Origin of the sequence: Streptococcus sp. IsoGale022, assembly GCF_031142805.1 — a bacterium.
Lineage (GTDB): Bacteria > Bacillota > Bacilli > Lactobacillales > Streptococcaceae > Streptococcus > Streptococcus sanguinis_A.
This window is the reverse complement of sequence record NZ_JAKZJI010000001.1, coordinates 95303-114677: the sequence shown is the minus strand read 5'-3', so window position 1 is coordinate 114677 and position 19375 is coordinate 95303. Positions and strand designations below refer to the sequence as shown.

Sequence of the window (19375 nt, the reverse complement as noted above, 5' to 3'; positions counted from 1 at the left end):
AGATGAATGAATGCAATTGATATTGTTGCTCATTCTCTGGTTAAAGGATTTGTTATTCTTTTTAGAATAATGTGAAAGGGATTTTAATGAAAAAGTTTTTTGGGGAGAAGCAAACTCGGTTTGCTTTTAGGAAATTAGCTGTCGGGCTTGTTTCGGCTGCTATTTCTAGTTTGTTTTTTGTTTCTATAGTTGGGGTTGACTCTGTTCAAGCACAGGAAAAGTTGAATGTACACTATAAATACGTGACAGATACTGAAATAAATCCGCAAGAAAAGGAGTTGATTGTAAGTGGATTTCCTAAAATGTCAGAAGGCAACGAGGAAACTTACTATCTTGTCTACAGGTTAAACTCAAATACTGGAGCAAAAACGTTACCGAATACAGGCGACAGCAACAACTCCAATACTATGATGACGGCCGGTCTGTTAACGACGATAGGATTGGTTGTTTTTGTTGTGTCAAAAGGAAAAGTTAAAAGCAAGTTCCTATTAACTGTTTTGGTGGGGGCTGGTGTCGGAGGTGGTTTGATACTATCCGTCGATGCGCTGGAAAATGGGATCTTACTGCAGTATAATGCGGAATATCAAGTGTCAGCTGGGGAAAGTCTGCCGTCACCAGGTGAAATTTCGGGCTATACCTATGTTGGCTATATAAAAGATGAATCAATTAAAAAATTATTAGACAATAAGATTCTTGATAATCAGCAGAATGCTAATGAAGATAAAGAAGTTTTAAACCAAAATAAGAAGCTAGATTATTCTGTTTCTTTTGATAAGAATGGGCTGAAAAATCAAACTCTTGGCGTCAATACAATTGAGCCTCAAGATGAAGTCTTGTCTGGCCGAGTAGCTAAGCCAGAATTATTATACAAAGAAGAGACTGTTGAAACTGAGATAGCCTTTGGAGAACAAATACAAGAAAATGCGGATTTAGCCGAGGGGGCTGTAAGAGTAAAACAAGAAGGCAAACCAGGCCGAAAAATCGAAGTTGTTCGAATTTTTACTGTAGATAATTCGGAAGTTTCAAGAGAAGTTCTTTCGACTAAAATAGAGGAAGCGACTCCTAAAATAGTGGAAAAGGGACTAAAAAGCTTGAAACGACTAGCGAAAAACCAGTAGCTTCTAACTTGGTGGAACCCGAGCAATTCGCTCCATTGCCTGAATACACTGGTATTCAAGCAGGTTCAGTAGTGTCACCCGAGCAAGTTACACCATTACCGGAATACACAGGAACTCAATCAGGTGCAGTAGTGTCACCCGAACAAGCGACTCCCTTACCAGAATACACAGGAACACAAGCTGGAGCCATAGTTGAGCACGAACAAGTCACCCCGTTGCCTGAATACACAGGAACTCAATCAGGTGCGGTGGTCGCTCCCGAGCAAGCTACACCATTACCGGAATACACAGGAACTCAATCAGGTGCAGTAGTGTCACCCGAACAAGCGACTCCCTTACCAGAATATACAGAAGTTCAAGCAGGAGCGGTAGTGGAACCTGAGCAGGTCGCTCCATTACCTGAGTATACAGAAGTCCAAGCTGGAGCCATTGTTGAACCCGAGCAGGTAGAGCCTCCGCAAGAATATACTGGAAACATCGAACCAGCAGTACCTGAAACGGAAAATCCTACTGAAAAAGCTCAAGAGCCTAAAGAGCAGAAGCAAGAACCTGAAAAGCATATTGAATTGAGAAATGTATCTGAACTGGAATTGTATAGTCTATCTGATGAAAAATACAAACAACACGTTTCTCTGGATACAATTCCGAGCAATCAAGACAATTATTTCGTGAAGGTCAAATCTTCTAAGTTTAAAGATGTCTTCTTGCCGATTTCTTCAATAGTTGATAGCACAAAAGATGGTCAGCCGGTTTATAAAATTACAGCAAGTGCTGAAAAATTAAAACAGGACGTCAACAATAAGTACGAGGACAACTATACTTTTTACCTTGCCAAAAAGGCAGAGAGAGAAGTCACAAACTTCACTTCCTTTAGTAACCTGGTTCAAGCTATAAATAACGATCTCAATGGAACCTATTATTTAGGTGCTAGTCTGAATGCCAATGAGGTCGAACTAGAAAATGGCGCTAGCAGTTATATAAAGGGCAGATTTACTGGTAAGCTGTTTGGTAGCAAAGATGGGAAAAATTATGCTATTTATAATTTGAAGAAGCCTTTATTTGACACATTGAGCGCTGTTACTGTAGAAAATCTGGCTCTTAAAGATGTAAATATCTCAGGGAAAACTGATATTGGAGCCCTTGCAAATGAAGCCAATAATGCAACAAGGATTAACAATGTCCATGTAGACGGTGTTCTGGCTGGCGAACGTGGCATTGGTGGCTTAGTGTGGAAGGCTGATAATTCTAAGATTACCAACAGCAGTTTCAAAGGAAGAATTGTCAATTCCTATGAAACGAGGTCACCATACAATATCGGTGGATTAGTAGGTCAACTGACTGGCATCAATGCAGTAGTTGATAAGTCAAAAGCTACAATTACTATCTCGTCAAATGCGGATAGCACAAACCAAACTGTCGGCGGCCTTGCAGGTCTTGTTGAGAAAGATGCGCTTATCAGCAATAGTTATGCTGAGGGCCATATTAACAATGTGAAGCGCTTTGGAAGTGTTGCTGGTGTGGCTGGCTACTTGTGGGATAGAGAGTCTAACGAAGAGAGACACGCTGGAAGATTGCATAATGTTCTTAGTGATGTCAATGTTATGAACGGAAATGCCATTAGTGGTTATCACTATCGAGGAATGAGGATAACTGACTCATATAGCAACAAGGACAACAGGGTCTACAAAGTGACTCTTGAAAAGGATGAGGTTGTCACCAAGGAATCGCTCGAAGAGAGGGGAACATTGATTGATGCTGCTCAAATCGCAAGTAAGAAATCTGAAATCAACTCTCTTACTGTACCGAAAGTCGAAAGCTTACTGACTAGCAGAAATATAGAAAGTGATTTTTCTAAGGTTAAAGACTATCAAGCCAGTCGAGCATTAGCATATAAGAATATAGAAAAATTACTGCCGTTTTATGATAAGGCAACCATTGTCAAATACGGTAATCTGGTAAAAGAAGATAGCGCTTTGCACGAAAAAGAAGTCCTATCTGCAGTCATGATGAAAGATAATGAAGTGATTACAGATATTGCTTCACATAAAGAAGCAGCTAATAAGCTCTTGCTGCACTATAAGGATCGTTCATCTGAAACACTAGATATTACCTACCAATCTGACTTTAGTAAGTTAGCTGAATACCGTGTCGGCGATACTGATCTCATCTATACACCAAATCAATTCTTGCATAGTCATAGTTCGATCATCAATGAAGTTTTGCCTGATTTGAGAGCGGTCAATTATCAGTCAGAGGCTATCAGAAACACCTTAGGTATTTCTTCAGGAGTTTCATTAACGGAATTATACTTAGAAGAGCAGTTTGCCAAAACGAAGGAAAATCTAGCAAATACACTGGAAAAACTGTTGTCTGCTGATGTAGTCATTGCCAGCGAAAATCAAACGATTAATGGTTACGTCGTAGATAAAATCAAACGCAATAAGGAAGCCTTGCTTCTAGGTTTGACCTATTTAGAGCGCTGGTACAACTTTAACTATGGTGATGTGAATATCAAAGACTTAGTCATGTACCACATGGATTTCTTTGGTAAGGGCAACGTATCACCGCTAGACACAATCATTGAATTAGGTAAATCTGGCTTTAACAATCTTCTAGCTAAGAACAACGTAGATGCCTATAGCATCAGCCTTGCAAATAATAATACAACAAAAGATTTGTTCAGCACGCTGGCCAATTACCGAGAAGTATTTTTACCAAACAAAACAAATAATCAATGGTTTAAAGAGCAAACCAAGGCTTATATCGTTGAAGAAAAATCAGCTATTGATGAGGTGAGGGTCAAACAAGAGCAGGTTGGCAGCAAGTTTTCTATCGGAGTCTATGATCGAATTACCAGCGACACTTGGAAATACCGAAATATGGTTCTACCTTTGCTGACAATGCCTGAAAGATCAGTCTTTGTCATATCGACCATATCCAGTCTTGGTTTTGGTGCCTATGACAGATATAGAAATAATGAGCACAGAGCAGGGGCAGAACTCAATAAGTTTGTTGAGGAAAATGCTCTGGAGACTGCAAAACGCCAACGCGACCATTATGACTATTGGTATAGAATATTAGACGAGCAGGGGCGTGAAAAGCTCTATCGAAATATCTTGGTCTACGACGCCTATAAGTTCGGTGATGACACTACTGTTGGCAAGGCTACAGCTGAGGCGCAATTTGACAGTGCTAATCCAGCTATGAAGTATTTCTTTGGACCGGTTGGAAACAAGGTCGTACACAATAAGCACGGAGCTTACGCTACTGGAGACGGGGTTTACTACATGGGCTATCGGATGCTGGACAAGGACGGAGCCATTACCTATACCCATGAGATGACGCATGATTCTGATAACGAGATCTATTTGGGTGGATATGGAAGAAGAAGCGGTCTTGGTCCAGAATTCTTCGCCAAGGGATTGTTGCAAGCACCGGATCATCCAGATGATGCGACAATCACGGTCAACTCCATTCTTAAATACGACAAGAATGATGCGACGAAAAAAACTCGTTTGCAAGTCCTTGATCCAACTGAACGATTCAGAGATGCGGATGATTTGAAAAACTATGTTCACAACATGTTTGATGTCATTTATATGTTGGAGTACCTAGAAGGGATGTCAATCGTGAACCATCTATCTGATGTGCAGAAAGTGAACGCGCTGAGAAAAGTTGAGAATAAATATGTCCGAGATGCTGATGGAAATGATGTTTACGCAACGAATGTGATAAAAAATATTACAATGGCGGATGCGCAAAAATTAAACTCATTCGACAGTCTTATTGAAAATGATATTGTTTCAGCGCGTGAATACAAAAATGGTGACGTTGAAAGAAATGGCTACCATACGATTAAACTCTTCTCTCCGATTTATTCGGCATTAAGCAGTGAAAAAGGAACTCCTGGAGATCTTATGGGACGTCGTATGGCTTATGAACTTCTGGCAGCCAAAGGCTTTAAAGATGGTATGGTTCCTTATATCTCTAACCAGTATGAAGATGACGCCAAGCAAAACGGGAAAACAATCAGTATCTATGGTAAGACCAGAGGTCTGGTGACAGATGATTTGGTTTTACGCAAGGTCTTCAATGGTCAGTTTAATAATTGGGCCGAGTTTAAGAAGGCTATGTATGAGGAACGGAAAAACAAGTTCGACAGCTTGAACAAGGTCACATTTGATGATACGAGACAACCATGGACAAGTTATGCTACTAAGACTATAAGTACTGTAGAAGAGTTGCAAACCTTGATGGATGAAGCAGTTCTCAAAGATGCAAATGATAATTGGTATTCTTGGAGCGGCTATAAACCAGAACATGACAGCGCTGTGCATAAGCTGAAAAAAGCAGTCTTCAAAGCTTACCTCGATCAAACCAATGATTTCAGAAAATCAATCTTTGAAAACCAGAAATGATTGGTTTGAGTTGTCAAATAGTCTTCAAAGTTGTAAGTCTGAAATTTAGGGCAGAGTTACGAGATTGATTGCTCTCAGACTGAGACCTTCTTGCAGATAAGAAATGACGAACCTAGTGAAAGCTAGGTTTGTTTTTCTACATAAGTCAAGCAATTAAAACTGTAGTTGGTCTGCTTTCAGGCAGTTTGCTGCTGACAGTCAGTTATGAGGCTGATGATAAGCAGAAAAAAGTCTGAAATGACCTTTACCCTACTTCATATTTTTGTTATAATATTTGTATTAAAGCGTGCATTTGCGCGCTCTTTTCTGTGTTTTCAAAGCACTTGGGTGCTTTAGAGTGAGTTATTTTTGAATAGATGGTGAAGGAGGACTTATGTTATACATTTGGTCTTATTTGAAGAGATATCCTAAGTGGCTGGTCTTGGACTTTGTTGCGGCAATCTTTTTTTGTAATCGTCAATCTAGGTCTGCCAACGGTGCTGGCTCGGATGATTGATGAGGGAATCAATCCTAAGCAGACAGACCGGCTCTTTTTCTGGGCTTGGGTCATGTTTGGCGTGATTGTCTTAGGAGTGCTGGGGCGGATTGTTCTGGCTTATGCGGCTGGGAAGCTAACGACGACCATGGTGCAGGACATGCGAAATGATCTCTATGCTAAGCTGCAAGAGTATTCTCATCATGAGTATGAGCAAATCGGTGTATCCTCTTTAGTCACGCGCTTGACTTCGGATGCTTTTGTACTCATGCAGTTTGCGGAGCAAACCCTGAAAATGGGTGTCATTACGCCCATGATGATGCTGTCCAGCATTCTCATGATTTTTCTGACTAGTCCGTCTCTGGCCTGGATTGTAGCTGTCTCAGTGCCTTTCTTGGCTGTCGTGGTCATTTATGTGGCGGTTAAAACCAAGCCCTTGTCTGAAAAGCAGCAGAAGACTCTTGATAAGATTAATCAGTACGTAAGGGAAAATCTGACTGGTCTACGCGTTATTCGAGCTTTTGCAAGAGAGGAATTTCAAGAGAACCGTTTTGCTGATGAAAATGAGATCTATGCGCAAAACTCCAATAAGCTCTTTAAGCTGACTGGTCTGACAGAGCCACTCTTTGTGCAGATTATTATTGCCATGATTGTGGCCATTGTCTGGTTTGCCCTAGACCCCTTGCGGGACGGCAGTCTTGAAATCGGAAATCTCGTTGCCTTTATAGAATATAGCTTTCACGCGCTGCTGTCCTTCCTCTTCTTGGCCAATCTCTTTACCATGTATCCACGGACGGCGGTATCAAGCCAGAGGCTCAAGGAAGTCATGGACATGCCCATTTCAATCAATCCTAATGAAGATGGTATAACCGAAACAGAGACGAAGGGTTATCTGGAGTTCGACAATGTAACCTTCGCTTATCCGGGTGAGACGGAGAGTCCTGTACTGCATAATATTTCCTTCAAAGCCAAGCCGGGTGAGACTATTGCCTTTATCGGTTCTACTGGTTCGGGTAAGTCTACACTGGTACAGTTGATTCCGCGCTTTTACGATGTAACACTAGGTAAGATTTTAGTGGATGGTGTGGATGTCCGCGAGTACAATCTGAAAGCCCTGCGTCAGAAGATTGGCTTTATTCCGCAGAAGGCTCTGCTATTTACCGGAACTATCGCAGAAAACCTGCGCTACGGAAAGGAAGAGGCTAGTCAGGAAGAACTTAGTCAGGCAGCTGAGGTTGCTCAAGCCAAGGACTTTATCGAGAGTCGGGAAGAGCGTTTTGAGACTCATCTGGCCGAAGGAGGTAGCAATCTATCTGGTGGGCAGAAGCAGCGGCTCTCTATCGCCCGTGCGGTGGTCAAAAAGCCGGATATTTATATCTTCGACGACTCTTTTTCTGCTCTGGATTATAAGACGGATGCAGTATTGCGACGTCGACTCAAGGAAGTGACGGGTCAAGCAACCGTTCTGATTGTAGCCCAGCGGGTGGGAACCATCATGGATGCTGACCAAATTATCGTTCTGGATCAGGGCGAAATCGTCGGACGTGGGAAGCATGAAGAGCTGATGGAAACCAATGATATCTATCGTGAAATTGCGGATTCGCAGCTGAAAAATCAATCTTTGACAGAGGAATAGAAAGGAGACTGATATGAAAAACACATCTAGTTTTGCTCGCCTGTGGAGCTACCTAAAAGTTTATAAGTTTGCAGTCGCCTTTGCGATCTTCCTCAAAATCCTCAGCGTTGTTATGAGTGTCGTCGAGCCCTTTGTCTTAGGTCTAGCCATTACTGAACTGACAAATAATTTGCTGGATATGGCAAAGGGAGTAGCTGGTGCCCAGATTAATGTGTCTTATGTTGGCTGGGTCATGGTCTTGTATTTTGTACGGGCGATTTTTTATGAAATCGGTTCTTACTATTCTAATTACTTTATGACCAATTCAGTGCAGGCTACCATTCGTGATTTGCGCGATGAGCTTAGTCATAAGATTAATCGCATCCCCGTTTCTTACTTTGATAAGCACCGGTTTGGTGACTTGCTGGGGCGTTTTACCAGCGATGTCGAAGCTGTTTCAAATGCCTTGCAGCAGTCCTTTCTGCAGGTTATCAACGCAGTCTTTACTCTGATTTTGGTTATCGTGATGGTATTGGTACTCAATCTGCAGTTGGGTATCATTGTGGTAATTTCGATTCCGATTACCTACCTCAGTGCTCGCTTTATCGTGAAGAAATCCCAGCCTTACTTTAAACAGCAGGCAGATGCACTAGGAGCTATGAATGGCTTTGTTCAAGAAAATCTGACAGGCTTTAATATTTTGAAGCTCTATGTCAGAGAAGAAAGCTCCCAGGAGGATTTTCGTCAAATTACGCAAAATCTGCAGAAAGTAGGTTTTAAAGCCAGCTTTATCTCTGGTTTGATGATGCCTGTTTTGAATGTTATTTCAGATCTGACCTACCTCTTGCTGGCTCTGCTGGGCGGTCTTCAGGTTATCGCTGGGCGCTTGACAGTTGGAAATATGCAAGCTTTTGTTCAGTATGTCTGGCAGATTAACCAGCCCATTCAAAACTTGACTCAGCTGGCTGGTCAGCTGCAGAGTGCCAAGTCTTCTTTAGACCGGATTTTCCAAGTGCTGGACGAAGCAGATGAAGTCAATGATAGGACAGAAAAGCTGGAGCAAGATCTGACAGGTCAGGTTAGCTTCAAGAATGTGGACTTCCAGTATGTGGCAGACAAGCCGCTCATTCGGAATTTCAATCTGGAAGTCAAACCAGGTGAAATGGTCGCAATTGTTGGTCCGACTGGTGCTGGTAAGACCACGTTGATTAATTTGCTCATGCGTTTCTACGATGTGACTAGAGGCGCGATTACAGTTGATGGGCATGACATACGCCATTTGTCCCGTCAGGACTACCGTAAACAGTTCGGTATGGTTCTACAGGATGCCTGGCTTTACGAAGGGACTATCAAGGAAAATCTTCGCTTTGGCAATCTGCAAGCCACTGATGAAGAAATTGTAGAAGCGGCCAAGGCAGTTAATGTGGACCACTTTATCCGAACCTTGCCAGGCGGCTACAACATGGAAATGAACCAAGAATCCAGCAATATTTCGCTGGGGCAGAAGCAGTTGTTGACGATTGCGAGGGCTCTTTTGGCCAATCCTAAGATTCTGATTTTGGATGAAGCGACCTCATCTGTCGATACACGGCTGGAGCTCTTGATTCAGAAGGCTATGAAAACACTCATGCAGGGGCGGACCAGTTTTGTCATTGCTCACCGACTGTCGACCATTCAGGAAGCGGATAAGATTTTGGTGCTCAAGGATGGTCAGATTATTGAGCAAGGCAATCATGAGAGTCTCTTGGCTGATAAAAGATTTTATTATGACCTCTATCAGAGCCAATTTTCTAAAAAGGTGGAAGAAGCTTGATAATGCTTGCTAATTTTTTTGACAACTGCTAGAATATTAAGCAAAGTGAGGTAGCAATGTCTTTAACGAGTCAAATTATTACAGCAGAATTTCCCGATTTGGATAAGGTTGAGGCCTTAAACCGCGAGGCTTTTCCTGTAGAGGAAAGGGTAGCTATCAGCGAATTTCTTCGTTATACAAATGATAAGCAGTCTCATTTCTTTGCCTTCTACAATGAGGAAGAATTTGTTGGTTTTGCTTTTGCAGTTTATAACGAAAAAATGTTCTATATCAGCTTCTTTGCGATTATGCCGCACCTTCGCAGCCATGGCTATGGGGGAGAAATTATTCATAAACTGACAGAGTTTTATCAAAAAACCATGGTTCTAGAGGTAGAACGTGTCGACGAAGAATGTGACAATCTAGAGCAACGTCAAGCACGTATGGACTTCTATAAGCGTAACGGCTTTCGAACGACCAATGCCTTTCTGGAATATGAAGGATTAAGCTTTGAAATCCTGTATTTGGGACATCATTTTGATGAGGAGGCTTATCGAGATATTTTCCATATGCTGCAAGAGAAGAACTTTTTTGAATTCGAAATTAAGTACCGAAGATTTAGCGATGTTTAAAAAAGCCAGCTATTTCAAAAAGGTTGAGATATCATGTCTCAACCTTTTTACTATGAAAAATCTCTTTTATTTTGTTTTGGATCAGGATGTACAATATTGTATTTCTCACGCATTAAGCGTCGGCAGCGCATACCTGTTTGCTGCATCAAAAAAGTCGAAATGACTAAGGACAGGCCGAGTAGAAAAAGGTTATGGCGCAAGATATAGAAAAAGAAGCAAGAAATAAACAAGATAAGAGAGTACTGACCAATCAGCTACTTATCAATCTGGTAGAAGTCGTGATTGTACCAAGAAGTTGCTAAAGTCCCGATGAAAAAGGCCAGGATGGAAAAGATAAAGAAATAGCTGCCTAATTCATGATGGGCTTTATTGGCAATAAACTGGAGACCAAGAGTAAGAAACATGAGACTCAGTATGATAATCAAATGCGCATAGTGGAGCAGAAGTGGTGAAGCATTTTGATGGTGATTAACATTGATAAAGGTCTGGATAATATAAAAGACAAAGAGAAAACCTAAACCGAGAAAGAAGACAACGCCTTCCAAAGGATAGTGAGTGAGGGGATAAGTGCGGATAATGGTAACTACAGATTCGCCAAAAGTCAGAATTGTCAAAAGCTGCTTGCGCTCTAAAAAGTGAGCGAAATTGAAGCGATCTGTGAAGAGTTCTTTTCTGAAAAAGAGGGGCAAAATCAGTGGAAGATAGTAGACTGGAAACACAGAAAGGGAAAAAGGAATCAGAGTGGTTGCTAGCGGCAGAAGAGCGATAGAATAGATAAGCAAGAAGCTGATATGAAACTTCATGACCCGATTAAATCCTAGCTTTCGTCCCTTGAGATAATATTGGAGGGCAATGGTCAGGTAAGCTAGTATCAGAAAACAATTGAAGGCGATAACGGTAAGCTGGTTATTGGCAAGGACTTCTAAATCAAAATTGATGTTGAGAGCCAGATTTCCTACCCAGAGCATGAGAAAAATCACTGAGTAGATATCAATCATGCGCGAGTCTCCGAATTTGTTGTAGTAATAAGCTTCGTTATTCCAAATGCTAATCATGACAATGTTGATAGTGATAAAAGCAAGAATTTGCTGCCAGTTCAAAGGCTCAATATGGATGGCAGAAGTCATCTGACTAATCGCTAAGACAAAGGATAAGTCAAAAAATAGTTCGTAGTTGGATACGCGTTTCGAAACAATCTTGGACATAGATCCTCCTATAAATAATTAGGGAAGGCAAGCGAAGTCAACATAAAATAGATAAAGAGACATGTAAGCTCTTTCTAACTTTTCTTCTCCTAGTATAACACAAAGAAGCCGCTCAAGAAAGATAGGTAAAGAAGAGATTGATAAGGAAAGAGAATACGATTTAAAACAAAAAGCTTTATTTTGTTTTAAAACATTCAAAATCTCCAAAAAATCTGTGGATAAGTGAGGATTTTACCCAAAATCCTGGATAAATAATTCGATTTAAATCATATATGATCTTTTGATTTGAATCAATATTCTGAAAAATTCAAAAGTCTTGCGGAGCGGGCTTCTTCCGTATATAATGATAAAGCATGAAAAAATTTAAAGGAGATTCCTGTGATTAAAAAAGGTGCCTTGACAGGCTTGCTCTTATTTGGAATATTTTTCGGTGCTGGGAATTTGATTTTCCCGCCTTCACTTGGAACATTATCTGGCCATCATTTTTGGCCAGCTATTGCAGGATTTGTCCTGTCCGGTGTTGGGCTTGCTGTGCTGACTTTGATTATCGGAACGCTCAATCCTAAGGGCTATATCCATGAGATTTCTCAGAAGCTTGCGCCTTGGTTTGCTATTGTCTATCTTGTAGCCTTGTATCTGTCAATCGGGCCCTTCTTTGCTATCCCGCGGACTGCGACGGTGGCCTATGAAGTGGGTATCGCTCCGATGCTGTCTAAAAATATGACAGGTATGGGATTGATTGTTTTCACGACCCTTTACTTTGTGGCAGCTTATCTGATTTCTTTGAATCCATCTAAGATTTTGGATCGAATTGGGCGTGTTCTGACGCCAGTTTTTGCAGTTTTGATTATTATCTTAGTCATTCTAGGAGCTTTGAAATACGGCTCAACTGCTCCTCAGCAGGCTTCGCAAGCTTATTCTGCGTCAGCTTTTGGGCAAGGGTTCTTGGAAGGTTATAATACTTTGGATGCCTTGGCTTCCGTGGCTTTCAGTGTAATTGCTGTAACAACTCTTAACCAGCTAGGTTTCAAGAATAAAAAGGAATATGTTTCAACTATCTGGGTCGTTGGTTTGATGGTAGCGTTGGGTTTTAGCGCTATGTATATCGGTTTGGCTTTTCTGGGCAATCATTTCCCAGTTCCAGCTGAGATTATTGCCAAAGGCAATCCAGGTGTTTATGTCCTATCGCAGGCGACACAGGCTATCTTTGGACCTACAGCACAGATTTTCCTTGCAGCTATGGTAACTGTGACTTGCTTTACGACAACAGCTGGACTTATTGTATCAACTGGGGAATTCTTCCATAAAACTTTCCCTAAGGTATCTTATAAAATTTACGCTACTGTCTTTACTTTGATTGGGTTTGCGATTGCTAATCTTGGCCTTAATGCTATTATTCAATATTCAGTTCCGGTACTGCAAATTCTTTATCCAATTACCATTGTTATCGTGCTGATTGTCATTGTCAATAAATTCTTGCCACTGTCCAAAATCGGTATGCAATTGACGGTAGCAGCAGTGACTCTGATTTCCTTTGCGGGTATTCTTGGTCAGCAGTTCCATATTACAAAGGTAAGTGATATGGTAAATGCCCTTCCGTTTGCTCAGGCTTCTTTGCCTTGGTTGGTGCCAGCTCTAGTAGGAATCCTGCTTTCTCTATTTTTGCCAAACAAGCAGAAGAGTGAGCGTTTTGAGATGGAGAGCTAATAGATAACATCCGCCACAATGTGGTGGATGTTTTTGCCCAATCCAGAAATCTCAAGCAATATAACATCAAATTCAAGTTTTTTCAAATCTTTCTCTCTATTTTTAGGGGGATTTTTATTTTATACTAGAGTCAGAAATTGATAGAGAGGTTTTTGAAATGGCAACAAGTTTTTTGTTCTTTATTTCTGTTTTTCTGGCGGGGATTCTATCTTTTTTCTCGCCCTGTATTTTACCGCTTATGCCAGTCTATGTAGGGATTTTGCTGGATTCTAATCAGCCGAAAACGGTTCGATTTATGGGAAGGGACATTTCCTGGTATGGTCTAGCTAAGACGCTCTGCTTTATCGCTGGCTTATCAACTGTATTCTTGGTTTTAGGCTACGGAGCTGGCGCTCTAGGGCAAGTCCTCTATGCCCCTTGGTTTCGCTACGTTCTGGGCGGGATTGTCATTCTACTGGGAATTCACCAAATGGGAATCATCAATATCCAGCAGCTGCAAAAGCAAAAGAGCATCCAACTTAAAAAGAATAGTAAAAGAAGTGATTTTCTTAACGCTTTTCTTTTGGGGATTACCTTTAGCTTTGGTTGGACGCCCTGTGTGGGACCTGTTCTGAGTTCTGTCTTAGCTATTGCGGCTTCAGGTGGCAATGGTGCTCTGCAGGGTGGGCTTCTCATGCTAGTATATACACTGGGCTTAGCCTTGCCTTTCCTAGCCATGGCTTTGGCTTCCGGCTGGGTATTACAGCGCTTTGCGAAACTCAAACCTTATATGGGAACGCTTAAGAAAATCGGCGGTGCACTCATCATTCTCATGGGAATTTTGCTAATGCTTGGAAATCTCAATATCCTAGCATCGTTATTTGGATAAATATTGTATAATTAAAGGAGAAACATCATGAAAAAAATCACTACACTTACAATCGCTGCACTTAGTATCTTTGTCCTAGCTGCCTGCTCTAATCAAAAATCCGATTCTGATATGAAGAAAATGGATGACAGCAGCATGATGAAGAAGGATGATATGAAAAAAGACGACATGAAGAAAGAGGATATGAAAGACTCTAGCATGTCTGATGATAAAATGAAAAAGGATGATATGAAGGACTCTTCTATGATGTCCGACAGTAAGTCTGACATGAAAGATGATATGAAATCAAGCGATTCAAGCATGAAGGATGAAATGAAAGATTCATCCGAAATGTCATCTGACAAATAAGAATTCCACCATAGGAAAGAAAGTCGTCAGTTTTGTCGGCCTTCTCCTTATTTTGAAAGGAAAGAAAACGATGAAGAAGATATCGATATTGACTGTCAGTCTGCTTTGTGTCGGCTTTTTGACAGCCTGTTCAAATCAGAAAATGAACTCGGAAGTTTCTAAAAATGATAAAAGTTCCATGACTAGCAAGTTAAATTCTAACCAAGCTACAAAAATGGCCAAGGACTTTAGTCTGCAAGGAGTAGACGGCAAGACCTACAAGCTGTCTGATTTCAAAGGCAAGAAAGTGTATTTAAAGTTTTGGGCTTCTTGGTGCTCTATCTGTCTATCTACACTTGGAGATACCAATGATTTGGCTAAGGAGCAGTCAGGAAAAGATTATGTTGTCCTGTCAGTGGTGTCTCCGACTTTTAATGGAGAAAAGTCTGCTGATGATTTCAAGGAATGGTACAAATCTTTGGATTATAAAGACTTCCCAGTTCTCATGGACACTAAGGGAGAATTGCTTAAAGAATACGGTATTCGCTCTTATCCATCTGCTCTATTCGTAGGAAGCGACGGTTCTCTTGCCAAGACGCATATTGGCTACATGAGCAAGGAAGATATTGAGAAAACATTGAAAGAAATCAAGTAGAAAGGAGCAATGAACATGGAAGGCAAATGGAAAATTCTTCTGGTTATGCTTGGTTTGCTTGTCTGCTTTGGACTGGTCTATGTGATTGCGGGAAATGGTAAGCAATCTTCTCCTGAGCAAATCAAGAAAGCCTCTATGAGCAAGACAGAAGCAGTAGCCAAACAAAAGCAAGAAGATGTCAAGGAAGAGGATAAGCGGGAAATTTATCTGGCTGGCGGCTGTTTCTGGGGAGTAGAAGAGTACTTTTCTCGCGTGCCAGGTGTACTTGATGCAGTATCAGGCTATGCAAATGGTAAAGGCGACACGACCAAGTATGAATTGGTCTCTCAAACTGGTCATGCTGAGACTGTTCACATTACTTACAACGCCAAGAAAATTTCGCTAAAAGAAATTCTGCTTCACTATTTCCGCATCATTGATCCAACTTCTAAAAATAAACAAGGTAATGATCAGGGTACTCAATATCGGACAGGTGTTTATTATAAGGACGAAGCTGATCTTGAGACTATTAATCAGGTCTTTGATGAGATTGCTGAGAAGTACGACAAGCCTTTAGCTGTTGAAAAAGAACCTTTGAAAAACTTTATCAAGGCAGAAGATTATCATCAGGATTACCTAAAAAAGAATCCTAATGGATATTGCCATATTGATGTCAATCAAGCTGCTTACCCAGTTATCGAAGCTAGTCGCTATCCTAAGCCTAGCGATGAAGAGATTAAGGCTAAGCTTTCTCCAGAAGAATACGCAGTCACACAAAAGAATGACACAGAGCGGGCTTTTTCTAACCGCTATTGGGATAAGTTCGATGCTGGTATCTATGTGGATGTGGTGACGGGAGAGCCTCTCTTTTCATCAAAGGATAAGTTTGACTCAGGCTGCGGTTGGCCCAGCTTCACCCGTCCAATCAGTCCTGATGTTGCGACTTACAAGGAAGACAAGAGTTTCAATATGACTCGAACGGAAGTTCGTAGTCGGGTTGGAAATTCACATCTGGGTCATGTTTTCACTGATGGTCCTAAGGACAAGGGCGGCTTGCGCTATTGTATCAATAGTCTGTCAATCAAGTTCATTCCAAAAGCTGAGATGGAGGAGAAGGGCTACGGTTATCTTTTGGATTATGTTTAAGAGCATTTTGATTGAAAATTTGCTATAATAAATCCAGTATAAATAAGGAGTTGAATCTGGTGTATTCAATTATGATTGTAGAGGATGAGTATCTGGTAAGACAGGGGATTGCGTCCTTGGTAGACTATGAACAGTTTGGTATGCGAGTTATTGCTCAGGCTGAAAATGGAAGAGAAGCTTGGCAGAAGTTTCAGAAAAATCCTGCTGACATCCTGCTGACCGATATCAATATGCCACAGATGAACGGTCTCGAACTGGCCAAGCTAGTCAGAGACCAGGCTCCTAAGTGCCATATCGTTTTTCTGACGGGATATGATGATTTTGACTATGCTCGAACCGCCATTAAGCTAGGTGCAGATGACTATCTTCTTAAGCCGTTTTCCAAGGATGATGTTGAGGAGATGTTGGCCAAGGTTCAGACTAAACTTGATAAGGAACGTAAAAAAGCCCAAATTCAAAACTTGGTTGATCAGGGGCAGCGCTCTGAGTTGGAAGAGGCGATTCATGCGCGTCTAGCTGATTCAGAATTAAGTCTGAAAAGTTTGGCTTTCCAATTGGGTTTTAGTCCGTCCTACCTAAGTGTTCTTATCAAAAAAGAATTAGGCTTGCCCTTTCAAGATTATCTGATTCAAGCGCGGATGAAAAAAGCAAAACTCTTACTCCTGACTACAGATTTGAAGATTTATGAAATAGCAGAGCAGGTAGGTTTTGAAGATATGAACTATTTTTCTCAGCGCTTCAAGCAGGTGGTTGGGCTGACACCTAGGCAGTTTAAAAAAGGAGAGGAGAAATGAAACGATATCCGCTTCTTATCCAATTGATTGTCTATATTTTTCTGTTGGTTCTTTTACTTTTGGGGTTTGTTGGGAGTCTTTACTATCAGACTAGCTCTCAGACTATTCGGCAGCTGACAGAGCGGACGACGCGTAATAGTATGGAGCAAAGCGGGCAGTTTGTAGCTTCCTATTTGCAAAAATTAAAACAAACCACCTCTACACTGAGTAAGGAAGAAACGATTCGTAAATTTGCTCAGAATCAAGAAAGTAGTGAAACGTCAGTTCAGGCTTTGATGAAAACCATTATTGAAACAGATCTGGATTTGGTGTCGGCAGTATTGGTTACCAAGGACGGGCGCGTGGTCTCGACAGATTCTCAAATCAGTATGCAGACTTCCTCTGACATGATGAATGAAAAATGGTATCAGGAAGCTGTTCATACCAAAGCCATGCCTGTCTTGACCCCTGCTCGGAAGGAATCTCTGTCATCAGAAAAGGAGAAGTGGGTTGTTTCTGTCACTCAGGAAGTGGTGGATGAAGCAGGGCAGAATCTCGGTGTTTTGCGTCTGGATATCGGCTATAAGAGTCTCAAAGCCTATTTGGATCAGCTTCAGCTAGGGAAGAAGGGCTTTAGCTTTATTGTCAATAGCCAGCATGAATTTGTCTATCATCCTAAGAAGAGTGTTTATTCATCCAGTCAGGAAATGAAAGCTATGCAGCCCTATATCTCGATCAAGGATGGTTACGCAGACCAGAAGCAGGCATTTGTCTATCAGATTGATATTCCAGATAGTGATTGGACTTTAATTGGCGTTGCTTCTTTAGAGCAATTACAGATGCTTCAGTCACAGATGCTTTATTCTTTTGTGGGAATGAGCGTTTTAGCACTCCTGATGTGCTTGACTGGTATTTGGTTTGTCCTACGTTTGTGGATTAAGCCTCTGCAGAATCTGCAGGCTGTCATTTTGAAGATTGGGGCAGGTGATTCAAATTTACGGGCAGAAGAAAAGGGTTCTCCAGAGTTGGTTGACTTAGCTCAGCAATTCAATAAAATGTTGGATCAAATTGAACAACTGATGGAAGCTGTCAAGGCTGAAGAACAAAATGTCCGCCGCTATGAGCTCCGAGCTCTCTCAGCTCAAATCAATCCCCATTTCCTTTATAATACCTTAGATACGATTGTCTGGATGGCTGAGTTTAATGACAGCAAGAGAGTTGTTGAGGTAACAAAATCACTTGCTCAGTATTTCCGCTTGGCGCTCAATCAAGGACACGAACAGATTGCTCTCAAAGATGAGATTGATCACGTTCGTCAGTATCTCTTTATCCAGAAGCAGCGCTATGGTGACAAGCTCCAATATGAGATTGAAGAGGATGAATCTATAGTTGATTATAAATTGCCCAAGCTGGTACTCCAGCCCTTGGTTGAAAATGCCATCTACCATGGTATCAAGGAAATTGACCGACAAGGCATGATTCGAGTGACGTCAGCAGCAGAAGAGGGGCAGCTGATACTGTCTATCTATGATAACGGCCGTGGTTTTGAACTCCGCGACTCTACGGACATGACTCTCCCTCGCTTAGGCGGTGTCGGTCTGAAAAATGTCGATCAACGCTTGAGATTGCAGTTCGGAGACGACTACCATATGGAAATCCAGTCCGAACCAGATAAATTCACTCGGATTAGTCTTTATTTACCGCTAGTTACAGATGATTAAATCTATTAAGTTTTAAAATATTCAAGCCGGCAGAATTTTCTCCGGCTTTTTACTGTTTGAAAAAATGTACAGGTTTTGCTGTTCATCAAGCGAATTTTTCTATTTTCCTAGTCACATTATGTTTACCAGAAAATTACCGTAGCGGATTTGTGAAAAATCCATAAGATTCATTTATAATGATAAATGAATGAATATCCTAGGTAAGGAGTTAGAGGAGAGAAAATGGAATCACCTTTATTTTTTGTTTCAGTTTTTTTAGCGGGTATTTTGTCCTTCTTTTCCCCTTGTATTTTTCCCTTATTGCCGGTTTATATTGGCATTTTATTGGATGACAAGGAGGTCAAGACCCTGAAAGTATTTGGCCGGGAGCTTGCTTGGCAAGGCATGGTTAGAACGCTCTTTTTCATTGCAGGCATCTCGACTGTCTTCTTTTTACTAGGTTTTGGAGCAGGTTTTCTAGGAACTATTATTTACAGTCCTACCTTTCGTTATGTGATGGGCGGCCTCATCATTCTGCTAGGTCTGCATCAGATGGAGCTTATTAATATTCGCCAGTTACAGATTCAAAAGAGTTTGACTTTCAAAAAGAACGGACAGAAACATCATTTTTGGTCTGCATTCTTATTAGGTATTACCTTTAGCTTTGGTTGGACTCCTTGCATTGGACCAATCCTCAGCTCAGTTTTGGCCTTAGCAGCTTCGGGTGGGAATGGTGCATTCCAGGGAGCAATTTTGACCTTGATTTACACCTTAGGTATGGCCCTGCCTTTCCTAATTTTGGCTTTGGCATCTAGCTTTGTTATGCAGTATTTTAATAAAATCAAGCCTTATATGGGCCTGATGAAGAAAATTGGCGGAGCTCTGATTATTCTGATGGGAATTCTGCTGATGTTAGGACAGCTTAATGCTCTGTCTGGACTTTTTGGGTAAAAGGAGAAAGAAAT

General features: G+C 41.3%; 11 protein-coding genes and 2 pseudogenes. 12 read left to right on the top strand and 1 reads right to left on the bottom strand.

Features of this window, described 5'->3' with window-relative positions; translation table 11 throughout:
- Positions 1-86 precede the first annotated feature (86 nt).
- From RG608_RS00525 to RG608_RS00510, 4 genes and pseudogenes are all read left to right on the top strand, one after another.
- Positions 87-5536: pseudogene (locus RG608_RS00525) on the top strand (ZmpA/ZmpB/ZmpC family metallo-endopeptidase).
- A gap of 373 nt (positions 5537-5909) precedes the next feature.
- Positions 5910-7647: pseudogene (locus RG608_RS00520) on the top strand (ABC transporter ATP-binding protein).
- 13 nt (positions 7648-7660) lie between these two features.
- The gene (locus RG608_RS00515; RefSeq protein ID WP_268686680.1) at positions 7661-9439 is read left to right on the top strand and encodes an ABC transporter ATP-binding protein; all 1779 of its coding nucleotides are present in this window, start codon (positions 7661-7663) and stop codon (positions 9437-9439) included.
- A gap of 56 nt (positions 9440-9495) precedes the next feature.
- Complete coding sequence (locus RG608_RS00510) at positions 9496-10050, top strand: GNAT family N-acetyltransferase (protein WP_268686681.1); 555 nt, start codon at positions 9496-9498, stop codon at positions 10048-10050.
- Positions 10051-10304: 254 nt separating this feature from the next.
- Here the strand turns inward: RG608_RS00510 and RG608_RS00505 are convergent, their stop codons facing one another.
- Positions 10305-11255 carry a low temperature requirement protein A gene (locus RG608_RS00505; protein ID WP_268686682.1) on the bottom strand — a complete coding sequence of 317 codons (951 nt, stop codon included), beginning with the start codon at positions 11253-11255 and terminating at the stop codon, positions 10305-10307.
- Positions 11256-11633: 378 nt separating this feature from the next.
- Between RG608_RS00505 and brnQ the strand changes: the two genes are divergently transcribed.
- The 8 genes from brnQ (at position 11634) to ccdA2 (RG608_RS00465) (ending at position 19361) form a co-directional block, all read left to right on the top strand.
- Positions 11634-12962, top strand: a complete 1329-nt coding sequence (gene brnQ / locus RG608_RS00500; RefSeq protein ID WP_268686683.1) for a branched-chain amino acid transport system II carrier protein — start codon at positions 11634-11636, stop codon at positions 12960-12962.
- Positions 12963-13119: 157 nt separating this feature from the next.
- Positions 13120-13830 carry a thiol-disulfide oxidoreductase-associated membrane protein CcdA2 gene (gene ccdA2, locus RG608_RS00495; RefSeq protein ID WP_268686684.1) on the top strand — a complete coding sequence of 237 codons (711 nt, stop codon included), beginning with the start codon at positions 13120-13122 and terminating at the stop codon, positions 13828-13830.
- Positions 13831-13857: 27 nt separating this feature from the next.
- The gene (locus RG608_RS00490) at positions 13858-14178 is read left to right on the top strand and encodes a hypothetical protein (RefSeq protein WP_268686685.1); all 321 of its coding nucleotides are present in this window, start codon (positions 13858-13860) and stop codon (positions 14176-14178) included.
- A 70-nt stretch (positions 14179-14248) separates the two neighbouring features.
- On the top strand, positions 14249-14812 hold the full coding sequence (locus tag RG608_RS00485; protein ID WP_268686686.1) for a redoxin family protein: 564 nt from the start codon (positions 14249-14251) through the stop codon (positions 14810-14812).
- Between the two features lie 15 nt (positions 14813-14827).
- Complete coding sequence (gene msrB / locus RG608_RS00480) at positions 14828-15937, top strand: peptide-methionine (R)-S-oxide reductase MsrB (protein ID WP_268686687.1); 1110 nt, start codon at positions 14828-14830, stop codon at positions 15935-15937.
- Between the two features lie 59 nt (positions 15938-15996).
- Entirely contained in the window at positions 15997-16731 is a 735-nt protein-coding gene (locus RG608_RS00475; RefSeq protein WP_268686688.1) for a response regulator, read from the top strand.
- Entirely contained in the window at positions 16728-18431 is a 1704-nt protein-coding gene (locus RG608_RS00470; RefSeq protein ID WP_308946388.1) for a sensor histidine kinase, read from the top strand. Before RG608_RS00475 ends, RG608_RS00470 begins: the two co-directional genes overlap by 4 nt.
- 222 nt (positions 18432-18653) lie before the next feature.
- Positions 18654-19361 (top strand): thiol-disulfide oxidoreductase-associated membrane protein CcdA2, encoded by a 708-nt coding sequence (gene ccdA2, locus RG608_RS00465; RefSeq protein ID WP_002895555.1) that lies wholly within the window; start codon positions 18654-18656, stop codon positions 19359-19361.
- Positions 19362-19375 lie beyond the last annotated feature (14 nt).

What these genes read in the sequence shown, in the direction of transcription:
- RG608_RS00515 (WP_268686680.1), top strand. Translation starts at nt 7,661, where the DNA reads ATGAAAAACACATCTAGTTTTGCTCGCCTGTGGAGCTACCTAAAAGTT.
- RG608_RS00510 (WP_268686681.1), top strand. Translation starts at nt 9,496, where the DNA reads ATGTCTTTAACGAGTCAAATTATTACAGCAGAATTTCCCGATTTGGAT.
- RG608_RS00505 (WP_268686682.1), bottom strand. Translation starts at nt 11,255, where the DNA reads ATGTCCAAGATTGTTTCGAAACGCGTATCCAACTACGAACTATTTTTT.
- ccdA2 (WP_268686684.1), top strand. Translation starts at nt 13,120, where the DNA reads ATGGCAACAAGTTTTTTGTTCTTTATTTCTGTTTTTCTGGCGGGGATT.
- RG608_RS00490 (WP_268686685.1), top strand. Translation starts at nt 13,858, where the DNA reads ATGAAAAAAATCACTACACTTACAATCGCTGCACTTAGTATCTTTGTC.
- RG608_RS00485 (WP_268686686.1), top strand. Translation starts at nt 14,249, where the DNA reads ATGAAGAAGATATCGATATTGACTGTCAGTCTGCTTTGTGTCGGCTTT.
- msrB (WP_268686687.1), top strand. Translation starts at nt 14,828, where the DNA reads ATGGAAGGCAAATGGAAAATTCTTCTGGTTATGCTTGGTTTGCTTGTC.
- RG608_RS00470 (WP_308946388.1), top strand. Translation starts at nt 16,728, where the DNA reads ATGAAACGATATCCGCTTCTTATCCAATTGATTGTCTATATTTTTCTG.
- ccdA2 (WP_002895555.1), top strand. Translation starts at nt 18,654, where the DNA reads ATGGAATCACCTTTATTTTTTGTTTCAGTTTTTTTAGCGGGTATTTTG.